The 17,982-nt window shown below is 63.4% G+C and carries 13 protein-coding genes; 9 read left to right on the top strand and 4 right to left on the bottom strand.

The genetic code is table 11. The features are described from left to right. The first annotated feature begins 1 nt into the window (after nucleotide 1). The 9 genes from PPGU16_RS10260 to astE all read left to right on the top strand — a co-directional run bounded on the left by PPGU16_RS10260 (nucleotide 2) and on the right by astE (nucleotide 10,773). Nucleotides 2-715 carry an ABC transporter permease gene (locus PPGU16_RS10260; RefSeq protein ID WP_180719895.1) on the top strand — a complete coding sequence of 238 codons (714 nt, stop codon included), beginning with the start codon at nucleotides 2-4 and terminating at the stop codon, nucleotides 713-715. Between the two features lie 63 nt (nucleotides 716-778). Further along, nucleotides 779-1,570: an ABC transporter ATP-binding protein gene (locus PPGU16_RS10255; protein ID WP_180719894.1), complete on the top strand. Its 792-nt coding sequence runs from the start codon at nucleotides 779-781 to the stop codon at nucleotides 1,568-1,570. Nucleotides 1,571-1,594: 24 nt separating this feature from the next. After that, nucleotides 1,595-2,647, top strand: coding sequence for a GlxA family transcriptional regulator (locus tag PPGU16_RS10250; protein ID WP_180719893.1), 1,053 nt, complete (start codon nucleotides 1,595-1,597; stop codon nucleotides 2,645-2,647). Nucleotides 2,648-3,572: 925 nt separating this feature from the next. Then, entirely contained in the window at nucleotides 3,573-4,802 is a 1,230-nt protein-coding gene (locus tag PPGU16_RS10245) for an aspartate aminotransferase family protein (RefSeq protein ID WP_180719892.1), read from the top strand. Nucleotides 4,803-4,831: 29 nt separating this feature from the next. Beyond that, nucleotides 4,832-5,884, top strand: a complete 1,053-nt coding sequence (gene aruF, locus PPGU16_RS10240) for an arginine/ornithine succinyltransferase subunit alpha (protein ID WP_180719891.1) — start codon at nucleotides 4,832-4,834, stop codon at nucleotides 5,882-5,884. Next, nucleotides 5,881-6,906, top strand: a complete 1,026-nt coding sequence (astA, locus tag PPGU16_RS10235; protein WP_180719890.1) for an arginine N-succinyltransferase — start codon at nucleotides 5,881-5,883, stop codon at nucleotides 6,904-6,906. Before aruF ends, astA begins: the two co-directional genes overlap by 4 nt. A gap of 8 nt (nucleotides 6,907-6,914) precedes the next feature. After that, nucleotides 6,915-8,378 (top strand): succinylglutamate-semialdehyde dehydrogenase, encoded by a 1,464-nt coding sequence (gene astD / locus PPGU16_RS10230; RefSeq protein ID WP_180719889.1) that lies wholly within the window; start codon nucleotides 6,915-6,917, stop codon nucleotides 8,376-8,378. 9 nt (nucleotides 8,379-8,387) lie between these two features. Next, nucleotides 8,388-9,737 carry an N-succinylarginine dihydrolase gene (gene astB, locus PPGU16_RS10225; RefSeq protein ID WP_180719888.1) on the top strand — a complete coding sequence of 450 codons (1,350 nt, stop codon included), beginning with the start codon at nucleotides 8,388-8,390 and terminating at the stop codon, nucleotides 9,735-9,737. After that, nucleotides 9,721-10,773 carry a succinylglutamate desuccinylase gene (gene astE, locus PPGU16_RS10220; RefSeq protein WP_180719887.1) on the top strand — a complete coding sequence of 351 codons (1,053 nt, stop codon included), beginning with the start codon at nucleotides 9,721-9,723 and terminating at the stop codon, nucleotides 10,771-10,773. Before astB ends, astE begins: the two co-directional genes overlap by 17 nt. Nucleotides 10,774-10,878: 105 nt before the next feature. Here astE and PPGU16_RS10215 read toward each other — a convergent pair whose 3' ends face one another. The 4 genes from PPGU16_RS10215 to mdtN all read right to left on the bottom strand — a co-directional run bounded on the left by PPGU16_RS10215 (nucleotide 10,879) and on the right by mdtN (nucleotide 17,977). After that, entirely contained in the window at nucleotides 10,879-12,732 is a 1,854-nt protein-coding gene (locus PPGU16_RS10215) for an IPT/TIG domain-containing protein (protein ID WP_180719886.1), read from the bottom strand. 638 nt (nucleotides 12,733-13,370) lie between these two features. Next, a complete protein-coding gene (locus PPGU16_RS10210; protein ID WP_180719885.1) occupies nucleotides 13,371-14,828 on the bottom strand; it encodes an MdtP family multidrug efflux transporter outer membrane subunit in 1,458 nt (485 codons plus the stop codon). Between the two features lies 1 nt (nucleotide 14,829). After that, entirely contained in the window at nucleotides 14,830-16,917 is a 2,088-nt protein-coding gene (locus PPGU16_RS10205) for an FUSC family protein (protein ID WP_180719884.1), read from the bottom strand. A gap of 7 nt (nucleotides 16,918-16,924) precedes the next feature. After that, nucleotides 16,925-17,977, bottom strand: coding sequence for a multidrug transporter subunit MdtN (gene mdtN / locus PPGU16_RS10200; protein ID WP_180719883.1), 1,053 nt, complete (start codon nucleotides 17,975-17,977; stop codon nucleotides 16,925-16,927). Nucleotides 17,978-17,982: the final 5 nt, after the last annotated feature.

The following is a 17,982-nucleotide window of genomic DNA, read 5'->3' as shown; positions in this document are numbered from 1 at the left end:
CATGATCGACATTCTCAACCAGTTCTGGCGCGCGTTCCTCTACTGGGACGGGCAGCGCCTCTCGGGTCTTGCCGTCACGTTGTGGCTGCTGGTCGCATCGATCGGCATCGGCTTCGTGACGTCGATTCCGCTCGCGGTGGCGCGGGTATCGAAGAAGCGCTGGCTGTCGACGCCCGTGCGCCTCTACACCTACGTGTTTCGCGGCACGCCGCTCTATGTGCAGCTGCTGCTGATCTACACGGGCATGTACAGCCTCGAGTTCGTGCGCTCGCATGCGCTGCTCGATTCGTTCTTCCGCAGTGGCTTCCACTGCGCGATTCTCGCCTTCGCGTTGAACACCTGCGCGTACACGACGGAGATCTTCGCGGGCGCGATTCGCGCGACCTCGCATGGTGAAGTGGAAGCCGCGCGCGCCTATGGTATGAGCTGGTTCACGATGTACCGGCGGATTGTGATACCGTCCGCGCTGCGCCGCGCGCTGCCGTTGTACAGTAACGAAGTGATCCTGATGCTGCACGCGACCACCGTCGCCTTCACGGCCACCGTGCCCGACGTGCTGAAGGTCGCGCGCGATGCGAACTCCGCAACGTACCGCTCGTTCGAGGCTTTCGGGCTCGCGGCGCTGATCTATCTTGCGGTATCGTTCGCGCTGGTTGCGTTGTTCCGGCGCGCCGAGCGCCACTGGCTCGCGTATCTGGCCGTGCGCGGGCATTGACCGCGCAGCGACCCGACTACACGTCTGCATCCGTTTCACCCGTCTTTACTCTGGGAGAGCATCTTGCTCCACACGACTCAAACGGAAGCCTGCAAGCTCGCCGTGCAGGACATCCACAAGCGCTATGGCGATAACGAAGTGCTGAAGGGCGTCTCGCTGAATGCCAACAAGGGCGACGTGATCAGCATCATCGGTGCGAGCGGGTCGGGCAAGAGCACGTTCCTGCGCTGCATCAATTTTCTGGAGCGGCCGAACGCCGGGCAGATCGTAGTCGACGGCGAAGCGGTGCGCACGAAGGTCGATCGCCACGGCAACTTCGAGGTCGCGGATCACAAGCAGTTGCAACGCATCCGCACCAAGCTCGCGATGGTGTTCCAGCACTTCAACCTGTGGGCGCACATGAACGTGCTGGAGAACGTGGTCGAAGCGCCGATTCACGTGCTCGGCCTGTCGCGCAAGGAAGCCGAAGACCGCGCGCGCGAGTATCTCGAGAAGGTCGGTCTTGCGCCGCGTCTGGAGAAGCAGTACCCGTCGCATCTGTCGGGCGGGCAGCAGCAGCGTGTGGCGATTGCGCGCGCGCTCGCGATGAACCCGGACGTGATGCTGTTCGACGAGCCGACTTCCGCGCTCGATCCCGAGCTGGTCGGCGAAGTGTTGAAGGTGATGCAGAAGCTCGCCGAAGAAGGTCGCACGATGATCGTCGTGACGCACGAAATGGGCTTTGCGCGCAACGTGTCGAACCATGTAATGTTCCTGCATCAGGGCCGCACGGAAGAAGAGGGCGTGCCGTCCGAGGTGCTGACCACGCCGAAGAGCGAGCGGCTGAAGCAGTTCCTGTCGGGCAGCCTCAAGTAATCCGGCGCTGCGCAACACACGTTAATGCCACGTCCGTCGTCCAGTCCGGCGCGCACGACTCAGGTCGCGATCGTCGCGTTGCCCCCCGTTTCGATGTCGGGCGTGGGGCCTATCGTCGATGCATTGAATCTCGCCAATGAGATCGATGGCCGCGCGCTGTACCGCTGGCAGGTGTGCTCGTGGGACGGCCGGCCTGTGCCGCTCACGGGCGGCGCGCAGTGGCCCGCCGATGCCGCATTCGGCGATGCGATTTCGTGCGACTGGCTGATTATCGTTAGCGAGCGCTTTCAGCAGTTTGCGGATTACCGGCTGTTTCTGGCGAGTTTGTCGCGTGTCGGGCAGCGTACGCCGCTCGTGACGGGCATTCATCACGGCGTGTGGTGGCTGGCGATGGCGGGGCAGTTGTCCGGCTACCGGGTGAGCGTGAACTGGGAGACGTATCAGCAGTTCACCGAGCAGTTCGAGCGGTCGATCGTTACGCAGCAGATCTTCGAGATCGATCGTGATCGCGCGACGTGCGCGGGCGGGCAGGCGACGGTCGATTTCATGCTGGCCATGATTGGCCGCGAGCACGGGCCGGAACTGGCTGACCGTATCGCCGATACGATGGGCGTGGGGACCTTGCGGTCCGGCGAGGAGCGTCAGCGGATTCCGTTCGTGACGGCGCCGGGCGAGCGGCATCCTCGCTTGAATGACGCTTTGCTGTTGATGGAAGCGAATATCGAGGATCCGCTGACTTCCGATGAGATCGCCGGGCTGGTTGGCGTTTCGCGCCGGCAGCTGGAGCGGTTGTTCCGGCAGTATCTTGGGTCGATGCCATCGAAGTACTACCTCGGATTGCGCCTTGCGAAGGCGCGGACGCAGTTGCAGCGGACCAGCAAGTCGGTTGTGCAGATTAGTCTCGCGTGTGGGTTTTCTTCTGCAGCGCATTTTTCTAATGCGTATCGGGAGAAGTTTGGCGTGACGCCGCGGGAAGAGCGGAGGAATTTCATCGAGAAGCAGCATGGCAGTGGTGCCAATGCGGCTATTAGCGAGCCGCGGCCCGCGGCGATGATTGAGCCGCCTGAGCGGGGGTAGTGGTTTTTGTTTTTCGCTTTTTGCTTTTTGCTTTTTTGGGTTTTCGTTGGCATCCGCGATTTGTTAGCGTGCTTCAAGCGTCGCCCCTGTGCGGGGCGGCACCTACTTTTCTTTGCCGCCGCAAAGAAAAGTAGGCAAAAGAAAGCGGCTCACACCGCCAGTGCTTGTTCCTGCCTGAGGGCCCCCACAGGGTCTTATGCTTCAAACGGCAACCACGTGACCGACGCTCGTTGCTAGCGCTCTTGCAGTGCGCCTCATCCGCTTCACGCTCCCTTGCTGCAGCACGCCGTGCCAGACAGTCCACCGCCGCCCAGGTGGCAAACTGTGTGTCGGCCCCCTGTGCTCCACACGCCTCACTCCGGACGCTCGCGCATGCGTCCTACCCTGTAAGAACGCTACCCTTTACGACGCGACAACCTACACACAGTTTGCCACCTGGGCGGCATATACCACTCGCTGCCGTTGGCCAAAGTATGGGTGTTCGAAGCGGGTGAGGTATTCATTCAAGGCGTTTGCAACGGGCACCGGATCCGGGCGCTGCCGGGTGAAGGGTGGGGACGTTGGGGGCCCGTGGATAGGAACATGGGCTGGCGGTGTGAGCCGCTTTCTTTTGCCTACTTTTCTTTGCGGCGGCAAAGAAAAGTAGGTGCCGCCCCGCACAGGGGCAACGCTTGCGAACAAATAACATCACGCGGATGCCAACGCAAAGGCAAACCACACCGACAAGCCTTGCGCAGCACCGACAACCACCCCGCAAATGCAAGCAAAAAGCGACAAAACCCCACCAGCGTCGCAGACAAACCCACCGCCCAACCCGCCAGCGTCGCAGACATAAAAAAAGAACCCGTCGCTTCCACGCAAGACGCCCCGCCCACTGTCACCTAAACTAAGAACCGTCAAAGTGAACCAAACCCGAGGCCCCAACATGAACGACCAGAATGTGACCCGCCAGACTTTCGACGAAGTCATGGTCCCCGTCTTCGCGCCAGCGTCTTTCGTACCGGACCGCGGCGCCGGTTCCCGCGTTTGGGACACGCAAGGCAAGGACTACGTTGACTTCGCAGGCGGCATCGCCGTGACGGCGCTGGGCCACGGGCATCCCGAACTCCTGAAGGTTCTGCACGATCAGGGTGCCAGGTTGTGGCACATCGGTAACGGTTACACGAACGAGCCTGTCCTGCGTCTCGCCAAACGCCTCGAAGAGCTGACCTTCGCCGATCGCGCATTCTTCGCGAACTCGGGCGCGGAAGCCAACGAAGCGGCACTGAAGCTCGCGCGCCGCGTCGCCTTCGACCGCCACGGCGCGCAGAAAGACGAAATCGTCTCGTTCACCCAGTCGTTCCACGGTCGCACGTTCTTCACGGTCAGCGTCGGCGGACAGCCGAAGTATTCGGAAGGCTTCGGCCCCGTGCCCGGCGGCATCCGGCACCTGCCTTACAACGATATCGAAGCGGCGCGCGCCGCGATCGGCCCGAAAACCTGCGCGGTGATCGTCGAGCCGGTGCAGGGCGAAGGCGGCGTCATCCCCGCCGATCCCGCGTTCCTGAAGGCGCTGCGCGAAGCCTGTGACCAGCACGGCGCACTGCTGATTTTCGACGAAGTGCAAACGGGCGTCGGCCGCACGGGCTTCTTCTATGCGTACCAGGATACGGGCGTGACGCCCGACATCCTGACCACCGCCAAGGCGCTCGGCAACGGTTTCCCGATCGGCGCGATGCTGACCACCAACGAATTCGCCGCGCACTTCAAGGTCGGCGTGCACGGCACCACGTACGGCGGCAATCCGCTTGCGACGGCCATCGCGCTGAAGGTGGTCGATCTCGTCAGCGACCCGAAGCTGCTGGAAGGCGTGCGCGCGCGCAGCGAACAATTCAAGGCAACGCTCGCGAAGATCAACGAACGCTTCGGTATCTTCAAGGACGTGCGCGGCAAGGGTCTGTTGATCGGCATGGAACTCACGGAAGCCTTCAAGGGCCGCGCGAAAGACTTCGTCACGGCAGCCGGCAAGCACGGCGTGATCATGCTGATGGCAGGTCCCGACGTGTTGCGTTTCGCGCCTTCGCTGATCATTCCCGCCGACGACATGAACGAAGGCCTCGCGCGCTTCGAAAAGGCGATCGAGGAAGTCGTCGGCGCAACGGCGCTCGCGAAGTAATCCGTCAAGCCACATTACACGAGACCACGATGCTCTTCGTCCGCCCTGGCCGCCTGGCCGATCTCGACGCGTTGCAACAGATGGCGCGCACTGCGCAGCCCGTGCTGCACTCGCTGCCGCACGACCGGCGCGCGCTGGAGGCGCGCGTCGCGTTGTCGGAGGACTCGTTTCGCGCGGAGGTTGATTTTCCGGGCGAGGAGTTCTATCTCTTCGTGCTGGAAGACAGCGAGACGGGCAAGCTGCACGGCACGTCGAGCATCGTCGCGGCAGCGGGCTATTCGGAACCGTTCTACGTGTTCCGCAATGACGCGCTGATTCACGCGTCGCGTGAACTGCACGTGAATCGCAAGATTCACGCGCTGACGATGTCGCATGAACTGACGGGCAAGAGCCGTCTCGCCGGCTTTTATATCGACCCGGCGATGCGCGGCGATGCCGCTGCGCACCTGATGTCGCGCGCGCGGATGATGTACATCGCCGCGAATCGCAAGCGCTTCACGTCGGAAGTGTTCTCGCTGCTGCTCGGCGTGACGGACGATACGGGCGTGTCGCCGTTCTGGGAAGCCGTGGGCCGCAAGTTTTTCGGCCGCAATTTCGCCGATATCGAAGTGCAGTCGGGCGGCCGCAGCAGCACGTTCATCGCTGAAGTCATGCCGAGCTATCCGATCTATGTACCGTTGCTGCCGGAAGCCGCGCAGCGCGTGCTCGGCGAGCCCGACGAAAAGGCGCTGCTCGCGTACGACATCCACATGGAAGAAGGCTTCGAGACGGACCGGTACGTCGATATCTTCGATGCCGGCCCCGTGCTGACCGCGCAGATCGAGCGCAGCGCGTGCGTGAAACGCAACGAGACACGCACCGTGCGCGAAGCGTCGGCGCAACAGGGCGCGACGTATCTGGTCGCGAGCAACAAGCCGGGCGAGTTCCGCTGCGTGCTTGCCGATCTGCCCGCGCAGTCGGACGGCGGCGCGCTGCTGCCGGCTGCCGCGCGCCACGCGCTCGACGCGCAGGACGGCGATACGGTGCGCTGCGTGCCGCTGCATCAGCAGGAACAGACACACACCACGGGAGAAGCACAATGATCGTCGTTCGCGTCGTTCAAACGGGCGATGTGGACGCGCTCGTCGCGCTCGCTCAGGAGACGGGTCCCGGTCTCACGACCTTCAAGCCGGATCGCGATGCGCTCGCCGAACGCGTCGAGCGCGTGCGCCGCACGATCGAGGACAAGGCCGTGCCGCACGAAAAAGGTTACTTCTTCGTGATGGAAGATTCGCAGACGAAGGATATCGCCGGCGTCTGCGGCATCGAAACGGCCGTCGGACTCGAGCAGCCCTTTTATAACTATCGCGTGAGCACGGTCGTGCATGCGTCGCAGGATCTCGGCATCTGGACGCGCATGCGCGCGCTCAACATCTCGCACGATCTGACGGGCTACGCGGAAGTGTGTTCGCTGTTTCTCAGCCCGCGTTATCGCGCGCATGGCGTGGGCGGTTTGCTGTCGCGCTCGCGTTTCATGTTCATCGCGCAGTTTCGCGAGCGCTTTCCGCAGCGTATCTGCGCGGAGTTGCGCGGCCATTTCGATGCGGACGGCACGTCGCCGTTCTGGCGCGCGGTCGGCTCGCATTTCTATCAGATCGACTTCAATGCCGCCGACTATCTCAGCTCGCATGGCCGCAAGTCGTTCCTCGCGGAGCTGATGCCGCGTTTCCCCGTGTACGTCGAACTGCTGCCGGATGAAGCGCAGCAGGCGATCGGCCTCACGCACAGCGACACGCTGCCCGCCCGCAAGATGCTCGAAGCGGAAGGGCTGCGCTACGAGAACCACGTCGATATTTTCGATGCGGGCCCCGTGCTCGAATGCCACGTCGCCGATCTGCGCACGGTGCGCGAGAGCGTCGTCGTGCCTGTCGAGATCGTTGCCGCCGCAGCGCCGGAAGGCGGCCCGCGTTCGCTCGTCTCGAATACGTCGCTGGACGATTTCCGCACGGGCGTCGCGGCGGGTGTCGTCGACAACGGCGTGTTCCGTCTGACGGCGGACGAAGCGGCAGCATTGAACGTGAAGGCAGGCGAGCCGGTGCGCGTGCTGCCCCTGAAACAGAAATAAGGACTGACATGAGCGAGCTTTTCATCGACGGCGAATGGGTCGCCGGCACAGGACACGCATTCGCATCGCGCAACCCCGGTACGGGCGCGACGGTGTGGGAAGGCAATAGCGCGTCGGCGGAAGACGTCGATCGCGCCGTGATGAGCGCGCGCCGTGCGTTCGGGATGTGGTCGGCCGTGAGCCTCGACGAGCGCATCGCCGTCGTGCGCCGCTTCGCTGCGTTGATCAACGAACGCAAGGAAACGATCGCTGAAGCGATTGGCCGCGAGACGGGCAAGCCGTTGTGGGAAGCGCGCACGGAAGCCGCGACGATGGCGGCGAAGGTCGACATCTCGATCCAGTCGTACAACGAACGCACGGGCGAGCGGCGTGCCGCGATGGCCGACGGCACGGCGGTGTTGCGTCATCGTCCGCATGGTGTGGTCGCCGTGTTCGGGCCGTACAACTTTCCGGGCCACTTGCCGAATGGGCATATCGTGCCTGCGCTGATCGCGGGCAACGCGGTGGTGTTCAAGCCTTCGGAACTCGCGCCAGGCGTGGCGCGCGTGACCGTCGAAGTGTGGCGCGACGCCGGCCTGCCCGCTGGCGTGCTGAATCTCGTGCAGGGCGAGAAGGATACGGGCGTGGCGCTCGCGAACCATCGGCAGATCGACGGGCTGTTCTTCACGGGCAGTTCCGATACGGGCACGCTGCTGCACAAGCAGTTCGGCGGCCGTCCCGAGATCGTGCTCGCGCTGGAAATGGGCGGCAACAACCCGCTCGTCGTCGCGCCCGTCGCCGATCTCGATGCCGCCGTGCATCACACGATTCAATCGGCGTTCCTGTCGGCAGGGCAGCGCTGCACGTGCGCGCGCCGCATCTTCGTGCCGAACGATGCATTCGGCGACCAGTTTCTGGCTCGCCTCGTCGAAGTCAGTTCGCGCATTGCCGTCGGCGAATACAACGCCGATCCGCAGCCGTACATGGGCGCGGTGATTTCGGCGCGCGCGGCGGCGCGTCTGGTCGAAGCGCAGGCGCGGCTGATCGCTGACGGCGCCAAACCCCTGCTGAAGATGGAGCAGCGCGATCCGAAGATGGGCTTCGTGTCGCCCGCGATTCTCGACGTAACGAACGTTGCCAACCTGCCCGACGAAGAACACTTCGGGCCGCTCGCGCAGGTCGTCCGTTACGACTCGTTCGACGATGCGATCTCGGGTGCGAACGACACGGAGTTCGGCCTGTCCGCGGGCCTGCTCGCCGACGACGAAGCGCTGTGGACACACTTCCAGCGCGCGATCCGCGCCGGCATCGTGAACTGGAACCGGCCGACCAACGGCGCTTCTTCGGCGGCGCCGTTCGGCGGCACGGGCCGCTCGGGCAACAACCGGCCGAGCGCGTACTACGCGGCCGATTATTGCGCCTACCCGATGGCCTCTGTCGAAAGCGCGCAACTGCAAATGCCCGCGAGCGTGTCGCCGGGTCTTCATTTCTAAGGATCGACGATGCAAGCCACTGAAGCCAATTTCGACGGACTTGTCGGCCCGACCCACAATTACGCGGGGTTGTCGTTCGGCAACGTCGCGTCGCAGAGCAACGAGAAGTCCGTCGCGAACCCGAAGGCCGCTGCGAAGCAGGGCCTGCGCAAGATGAAGCAGCTCGCGGATCTCGGTTTCAAACAGGGCGTGCTGCCGCCACAGGAGCGGCCGTCGATCCGTCTGTTGCGCGAACTTGGTTTTTCCGGCGACGACGCTAGCGTGATCGAGCGTGTTGCGAAGAACGCGCCGGAACTGCTCGCGGCGGCGAGTTCGGCATCGGCGATGTGGACGGCGAATGCCGCGACGGTCAGCCCGTCGGCGGATACGCAGGACGGCCGCGTGCATTTCACGCCGGCAAACCTGACCAGCAAGCTGCATCGCGCGATCGAGCATGAAGCGACGCGCCGCACGCTGCGCGCGATTTTCGCGGACCCGTCGCGCTTCGTCGTGCACGAGGCGCTGCCCGGCACGCCCGCGCTCGGCGACGAAGGCGCGGCGAACCACACGCGTTTCTGCGCGGAGTATGGTGCGAAGGGCGTCGAGTTCTTCGTTTATGGACGCAGCGAATACCGCCGCGGACCGGAGCCGAAGCGCTATCCGGCGCGTCAGACCTTCGAGGCGAGCCGCGCGGTTGCGCATCGTCACGGTCTTGCCGACGACGCGACCGTCTACGCGCAACAGACGCCCGAAGTGATCGACGCCGGCGTGTTCCACAACGACGTGATCGCGGTCGGCAACGCGCGCACGCTGTTTTGCCATCAGCTCGCGTTCGTCGAGCAGAAGGCGGTGTACGACGAACTGCGTTCGAAGCTCTCGAAGCTCAATGGCGAGTTCAACGTGATCGAAGTGCCGGACGCGCAGGTGAGCGTCGCCGACGCCGTGTCGTCGTATCTGTTCAACAGCCAGTTGCTGCTGCTCAACGACGGAACCAGCAGCAAGCAGGTGCTGGTCGTGCCGCAGGAGTCGCGTGAGAATCCGCGCGTGGCGGCGTATCTCGACGAACTGGTCGCCAGCACGGCGCCCATCGACGATGTGCTGGTGTTCGATCTGCGCGAGAGCATGAAGAACGGCGGCGGCCCGGCCTGCCTGCGCTTGCGGGTCGTGCTGAACGAGGCGGAGCGGGGCGCGGTGACGCCTGGCGTGTGGATCGACGACAAACTCTTCACGCGCCTCGATAGCTGGATCGACACGCACTATCGCGACCGCCTCGCGCCGATCGATCTCGCCGATCCGAAATTGCTCGTCGAGTCGCGCACGGCGCTCGATGAGCTGACGCAGATTCTCGGTCTGGGTTCGCTGTATGACTTCCAGCGCTGATCCGTCCGTGCCGGCGATGCTCGACGATTTCCTCGCGTTTACGCTGGCCGGCCACCGGCCCGCCGACGATGCGCGCGAAGGCGTGTGCGCACACGGCGTGCGCTGGACATGGATCGACGACGGCGTGCTGCTTTTCGAACCCGCCGGATTTCAGGGCGGCGACGGTCGCAGCGTGCTGGCGTCGGCGGGCATTCACGGCGACGAGACGGCGCCGATCGAGCTGCTGTCGTTCGTGGTGCGCGATATCGCGCAGGGACGCGCGGCGCTAGCTTGCCGGCTGCTGGTGATCCTCGGCAACGTGCAGGCGATGCGCGAGTCGTGCCGTTATATCGACGACGATCTGAACCGGCTTTTCAGCGGGCGTCACACGCAGTTGCCCGCGAGCCACGAGACGCCGCGTGCTGCGGCGCTGGAACGGATCGCGCAGCAGTTTTTCGCTGCAGCATCCGATGCACCCGGCGCGCGATGGCATATCGATCTGCACACTGCGATACGCGCTTCCGTGTTCGAGCAGTTCGCGCTGCTGCCGCATACGGGCGCGCCGTTGTCGCGCGCAATGTTCGAATGGCTGCGAGATGCGCGGATCGCGGCGGTGCTGTTGCATACCACCAAGGGCAATACGTACTCGCATTTCACTGCCGAGGCTTGCGGCGCGGATGCCTGCACGCTGGAGCTTGGGAAGGTTCGCCCCTTCGGGCAGAACGATCTTGAGCGATTTGCCTCGGCCGATGCGGCGCTGCGGCAACTGATTGCCGGTGAGCACGGCGATGCTTCCTTACCGCTGCCGCGCGTCTTTACCGTCATCGATCAGATCACCAAGCAAAGCGATGCATTCGAGTTGCTGCTCGCGAAAGACGTGGCCAATTTCACGGCGTTCACGCGCGATACGGTCCTCGCGCGCGATGGCGACTACCGCTATGTCGTGCGGCATGACGAGGAGCGCATCGTGTTTCCGAACGCAACGGTGAAACCCGGATTACGGGCGGGGCTGCTGGTTGTCGAGACGACGGCCGAGACGCACGCGATTCTGATCTGAATCCTCCGCAATGTTGAGCGACCTGGCGATGGGGCGTGCAAACAGAAAGGCCTCACAGATGCAATCTGTGAGGCCTTTTCAACGCTGCATCGATGTCAGTTTGCCTTACATGCTGGACTGATCGAGCAGGAGCGTATCTCCGCGCCGCACTCGCATACGCTGTATCTGTCCCACGGGCGCGACTTTCAATTCAAAGCTGGCGAGAGATTGCGCGCTACGTTCGGTGACAACCGTTTTAGGCTGCAGCGGATAGCGATAGCTGCCTGTCGCCGTGTTTATCTCGAGCACATAATCCTGGCTGCCCGGCGTGGAGTCTGCGGCCATCGCAACGGTGTCCGGCGACGCGCTCACACTCGTCGGCTTGCGCAGGCGCGCCTTTCCGCTGTCCAGATTGATGCTGCCCGTGATGAAGAGCGCCTGGCCTACCGGCGCACTGGCGCGCAGCAACTTCGGTTTGGCGGACAGCGGCAGGTTTGCCTTCAAGTAGTCGTATGCGCCGGAGAAGGTGTAGGGCGAAATGGCATCGGGTATGTCGTAGGACATGATGTCATAGCGGGTGGACGGATCGACGAACGAGAGGCTGTAGTCAGGCCCGACCTCCGGCAACCAGGGCCCGCTGCCTATCACGCCACCATTTCTGTACGGTGAGTTCGCATCGTCCCATGGATGGAGGCGTCCAAAGTTGTGGCCGATCTCGTGCATCGCAGCCTCAGTCACGGCGTTCGCATTGCTTCCATACCACGTATCCGCGACGACCAGTGCACGCCCTTGGAAAACTGCCACTGAAGAACAATAGCAGGCCATCACACCGACGTAGAAGTCATAGTTGTTCGACTGGGAACTCGAACGCAGCGTGTTCATGTCCGACAGCAGATCGAGAATGTCGTCGTTGGAAATCTGACTGCCCACAGTCCAATGGAAGTCGGGTTCGACAACGACATCGACCGTCGAAAGCGGATAGACCGCCATCAATTCCCGCTTGAAATGCTCAGGGTCGATCTTTGCACGCACTCCATCCGGTCTTACGGTCGGAACCAGGTGTACGCGAATGTAGGTGCCCCCGCTGAGCGCGCCCGCGGGCGGTGTGTAATTGAAGATCTTCGTTGCGTCCGGATATCGCGAGTCGCTGACTTTGACGGCGAAGAAGAAACCTTTGTCGATCGCGCTGCCCGGAATCGAATAGGTGTAGCTATTGGCCATGTCGTTCTCGGCGACCGACGTTGTGCTGAGCGTGGCCGGCCCCGCCATCGAAACGACCTGCACCGCCTGAGCGTCGTTGCCGTACGCCAGCAGCACCTCGGGTTTGATTTGCCCCAGCGATTCAGCGGGTTTCAAACGCAGCCGTACAAGAAGATCACGCTGACTGACGAGCCGGACGTTCTTGTCGACGGTGGGACCGCTGACCGTGTACAACGGCCCTTGCGAAAACTGTACGCTGGTGATTTCGATCGAAGGCGTCGGTGGAATGACATTGAGCGTGCCGGCGGATATCCTGTGCCCCTTCCAGTCGAGCAACACGACCGATCCGCTCGTTGCGCCCTTCGGTACCGTAAAAAAGAGTTGCGTGCCTGCACCGTTTGCGGAGGTGGGAAGGAATTCCATGTCCCCTATCATCATCGACTTGATGAGCGGCGGAATCAGGTATTTCCCGTCGATTCGCACCTGGTCGCCTTCGTGTGCATTAGTAACGGAAAGCGCCGAAGGTTGGGGCAGGGCCTGGACAGTGAGCGAGGCGTTCGACGTTACCTGGGCATTGTCTTCGCGAATGAGCGTCACGGTACCGTTCAGGTCCTGTGCGGAGTTGATCTGCGGAAGCAGGATCAACATCTGGTTGGCAGACAGATCATGAGATGGCAACTGCCCGCCTCGCCAGATCACGCGTGTGGCATTGGTGAAGCCTGCGCCCGTGATTGTGACCACATCGCCAGGAATGCCGGTAGGCGGCGTGAGGTCGCTCACGGCCATGCCCGCCGTCGCGCCAAGCATCGCCTTCGCAGTGGCGGGGGCTGAATTGACGGGCGCGCTCGATGCAACGGGCGACGCAGGGAGCGTCTGTGTTGCCGCTAAAGCGTCCGTTACCCAAGGCGTCACCTGGTTGGAATTTGCAGAGTGACTGGATGCGACTTGCGCAGCGGGCTCGGACGCGGCAGCGACTGCATCGCTGGTATGCGGCACAGCGGGTGAGCCACCGTCACCGCCCCCACATGCCGTCAGAAGGTATGGAACAAGTAGCAGGCAGCACAGGGACCGCCTGAGTCGGACAAGGCCCCAATTGGGCTCGTCGCGACCGGATAAGGTGTTGTTCATGTCAGATTTTTTTAGTGCTAGCTGCATGACGCAGCCGTGAGCAGGAGTTGGAATGCGGCCTTGGGACAGTGCTGTGGACCGGCGCACAAGGATCGCCCGCGCAAAATATCGATGCGGTCTTAGGACCGATATCGGCCGATTCCGAAAATGCGAGAAGGAGCGCATGGACGATGCACTGCATCAACCCGGTCCGCCTCTGCGCTCACTGGCAGATTCAGGCGGAACGGTCGACGATGCCGCGGGCTTGTTCAACCAGATGCAAGATTTATCCAGTTTCACCCGGACCTGGCTCAGGGATTCCCGCTAGCCCGCTGATAGCCGCCACCCAACGCCCTGGTCAAAGCGATGCTTTCCGTCAGGCGCTGTCCGTCGAGCAGCAACAGCGCCATCTGTTCAGCCAGCACGGGCAGGCGGGTCTCGGTGGCGATCTGACGGCTTGCGAGCCCACGCTCGTAGTGCGCCTCGGCTGATTCCTGCGCGAAGCGGGTTGCGTCGACCTTTTCCATTTGAAGTGCGCGCTCGTCGTCGAGTGCCTGCAGACGGCTGCTGCTGACGGCAACGTCGCGCACGGCATTGAGCACCGCCTGATTGTATTGCTCGATCAACATGTCGCTGGCGGCGCGCGTGCCATGCAGGTTCGCGTTCAGACGACCGCCGTCGAAGACGGGCAGATAGAGGCCCGGTATCAGATTGATCTGTTGACTGGCGCTGCGAAACAGCTTGTCGAGATGAAGCGAGTCGAGGCCGATCAGCGCCTTGATGTCGAGACTCGGATAAAAAGCGGCCTTCGCGGCATCGATCTGGCTGAAGGACGATTGCACATACCAGCGCATGGCCTGAAGGTCCGGGCGTCGGGCGAGCAGTTCATATTGCAGCGTATCGGGCAGGCTCGCTTCCACGCGCGGCAGCGGCACGGGTTTTATGTCGTTCAGGTCGTCGGGTCCCGCGCCCGCGAGCGCCCGGATGGATTCGCGCATCGCCTTGGTCTGCGCCTGCGCGGCGACGATCTGACGGTCGACGGCCAGCACCTGTGCCCGTGCGCCGTGCAATGGCACCTTCGCTTCCAGTCCGTGCTCGACCTTACCCTGATGTGCGTCGACTGCGTAGTCGAGCACCTGCTTCGTTTGTTGCAGCAACTCGAGCAGCCGATAGGTGGTCTGCATGCTGAAGTAGAGTTGCGCGATGCCCGACGCGATATCCAGTTCCGCAGCGGCCGTTTCGGCTATACGCGCATTCTGCACGCCGAGCGCGGCTTCGACGGCCGAACGGTGCATGCCCCACAAGTCGATATTCAGATCCGCGACCAATCCGAGCGCGCCTTCCGTGTACCACGGACCGGTGATGCCGAGACGCGGCAGGTTCAGCGCATAGGGACCCAGAAAACCGTTCGCCGATGCGCGTTGCTCGTTGATGAGCGCGAACGCGGATACCTGCAGACCGGTACCGGCTCGGAGCAGATCCGCCTGAGAACCCGCCTGGGCGACACGTGTACGCGCCATCGCGATAGTCGGTGAACCTGCCAGTGCGCGTTCGATCAATGCGTCGAGTTGCGGGTCGTCGTAACGCTTCCACCATTGCGCGTCAGGCCAGCCGTCGTGCGCGAGATGGATGTCGTCGGCAAGCCGGATCTGCTCGGGCGCAATCTGCGCGTGCGGCGCCGTATCGTTGCGGATCAACGCGCAGCCTGACAGCAGGGCTGTGCAGCAGATCAGTATGTCGAGTCTGAGGCGAGAGAGTGTGTGTGTCATGTCAAATGCTCTTTCCCGGTTGCACGGCGGCGGTGTCGATGCCGGAAGCAACCGGCGTCCAGTCCGGTAGTTCGATGATCTGCATGGCCAGTCGCCGCGCTTGCGCGGCAAGAGCGGGCGATGCGTTGGCGGACGGCGCAATGGGCGGCAAGCGGGGCGGGGCGGCCGTGGGCGGCTGCGCAGCCAAACGGTCCGCGTAGTCGTCGAGCACCTCGGCTGCCTGCTGACGCCATGCGTCCCATGCCTGATCTGATTGCTCGTGCCCTTCGGCGCGGAGGCTGTCACGCAAGACGTCCCATTGATCGAGAATCTGCCGGCAGCCGTCCAGAACGTTTCGCGCGCGTTGCAACGTCGCTTGCCGCGTGCCGGCTCGCAGGTTGACTTCCAGCGTCACGCGCCCGGCCATGTCTTCGCAGTTCTTGAGCGCGGTCCAGCACGCCACGCGTTGCTGCAGATAGCCCAACTGTTCGGAACCCCCCGCGCACTCGGCGTGGCGAATGAGCTTGCCCGCTTCGCGCAGCGCATCGGCGAGTTTCTGGCGAAGCGTATTCGCCTCGCTCTCAGGCCAGATGAACGTGTAGACCACAGCGGATACGACGATGCCGATCAATATGCCGATCGCGCGGTCGCGAATCTCGCCGAGATCGGTAGATGGACCGAAGCCGCTTTCGAGCGTGGCCATCGCGAAGGTGAACACGAACTGCGTGCCGATATACGAAGAGCGCTCGGAGCCCGTCGCCACCCAGGCGCCCGCGAAGAAGATCGGCGCGAGCATCAGCAGAAAGCCGAAGATGCCGTCCAGGCGCGGGATGATGACCACGGTCGTGAGCAACGCGAGCAGCGCGCCGATCAATGCGCCGCCACAGCGCAGCATCATTTTCTGGAACGACGCGCCCGTGCTGGGATACGCGACGATCACGCAGGTCAGCAAGCTGGTATGAATGCCGTCCCACTGCGCGCCGTGATAGAACACGTAACAGATCGATGCGGCCAGTGCCACCTTGAGTGCAAAACGCAGATACGCCGGGTTCGTCAACGAGTCGGGGACGAACAAGGCGTCCTTTGGAGCCTTCGGCACGGGTTGCCCGAGGTCGAAGCGCGCCAGGGCTTGCAAGGTTTGGCACACGCCGTCCAGACCGAACGTCATGGCGGTTGCGCGTTCAGCGCGGGTCGGTATCCATCTGCCGCGATAGGGCACTGCCTGTTCGACTGACGCATTCAGCGCCGACACTTCGTCCTTCAGTCTGCTCACGAGCGCACGTCCGGCATCGCCCATCGGAAGCCGGCGTGCGGCAAGCGCGTTCGCGGTCGCGCGCAGGTAGCCGACGGCGGCGATGCAAGCGTTCCAGTACGGCGCGAGCGCACGGTAGGCCGCGTCGTCGGAAATGGCGAAGGTGTGCAGCCCTTGCAGCGCCAGCGTGTCCTTTTCGATGCGGGCGGCGGGTGATGCAACCGGTGCATCGATCGGCGCACCGTGCATCTGATCGAGACGCGCCGATACATCGGAAAGCTGACGATGCAATTCTCGCTGCAACAGTGCGACGGGACGCGACGGAATGAGATAGCCGCACACGATCACCATGAGCAGAACGGGATACATGCCCGCGACGACGGCCCACATCAACGCGCGTACTGCAATTTCCGGGAAGTCGAGCGAATCGGGAATGGTTTGACCGTACGCGGCCACCAGCGCAACCGCGAAAAACATCAGCCCGAGCTTGTTCACGCGCATCAGATACATGCTGCCGAGCAGAATCAGGCCGGCCGCCGCGATACGGATCAGCGGATAACCGTAAGCGTATTTGAGCACCAGAAACAGGCAGCCGACGTCGAGCACGGTCGCGACGACGAATACGAAGGCAACGACTTTCGTAAAGAACGCGTTCGGCTGCACGCCGTAAAACAGCACGATCAGGGACACCGCGATCATCGGCACTCGCAGTGTCATCGACACCAGCACGACGAGCAGACAGAGCGCCCCCAGTTGGGTTGCCTGAGCGGCGCGCCCGGGACGCGCCTCAGTCAGTTCCTCGCGGAAAAAGCTTGCCAGAGCCCGGAGACGCTCCGGCATGTAGTCGGCCAGGTTCATCGGGGACTCAGGAATGGGGTTGTTTGGCGGCCTGCGGGTTTAGCTGCGCGACGGCTGACGCGCCTATCCGGAACAGTTCCGCATCGGGTTGATCGACGAGGATCTTCACGGGGAAACGCTGCGCCACCCGCACCCAGTTGATGCTGCGCTGGACGCGCGGCAGTCCGCCGAGCACGAGGCCGCCGTCGTCGGGCAGCACGCCGTAGCCGATGGAATCGACGGTGCCTTTGAAGCGCTTGCCCGTGTCGCTCATCAGATAGACGGTGGCGGGTGTGCCGGCGCGAATGTTCTTCAGTTCGGTCTCGCGGAAGTTGGCGATGACGTACCAATGCTCCGTGTCGATCAGCGTAAAGACCGGCTTGAGCGCCGAAGCGAACTGGCCGACGGAGGTTTTCAGCGACACGACGCGACCGTCGAACGGGGCGCGCACCGTCGCCATGTCGAGGCGCAACTGCATCAGCGCAATGTCGGCGAGAACCACGTCGCGCTGCGCGACCAGCGCGTCGACGCCCGTGACGGCCGAGGCGGCCTGTTGCGCCTGGAGCCGCGCCGCCGTCAGGTCGGCCTCGGCCGCGCGTTGCGCGGTGCGGGCGCGGTCGACGTCTTCCGCGGACACATAGCCCGGCGCCAGCAGCGGCTGCGTGCGCCGCAGTGTTTCCGCGGTTTGCGCCGCCGCGACGCGGGCCCGTTCGACGAGCGCATGCACGGAATCGGCGCCGTACTGCTGTGCCGTGACCACGCGCCGCGTGAGCGCGATCTGCTTGTCGAGCGCGACGAGCGATGCGTTGGCTCGCGCCAGTTCGTCCGCGAACGGACGCGGATCGACGCGGAACAGCAGGTCGCCCCTGTTGACCCGTTGATTGTCCCTGACGGCCATCTCGACGATGCGTCCGCTGACTTCGGGCACCACATCGATGGTGTCGGCCTGAGCATAGGCGTCATCGGTGCCGGGTGCGGTATCCGCGCGCCAGATGACGTAGGCGAGCAGGGCCAGCGTGACAATGGCAAGCGCCAGCGCGGGCCACTTTCTGCTTTTCAATGTATTGGGGCGAACGGCCATCGGAA

It is taken from the genome of Paraburkholderia largidicola, assembly GCF_013426895.1.
GTDB classification, from domain to species: Bacteria; Pseudomonadota; Gammaproteobacteria; order Burkholderiales; family Burkholderiaceae; genus Paraburkholderia; species Paraburkholderia largidicola.
Note: the sequence above shows the minus strand (reverse complement) of the source record. Positions and strands in the feature narration are given on the sequence as shown.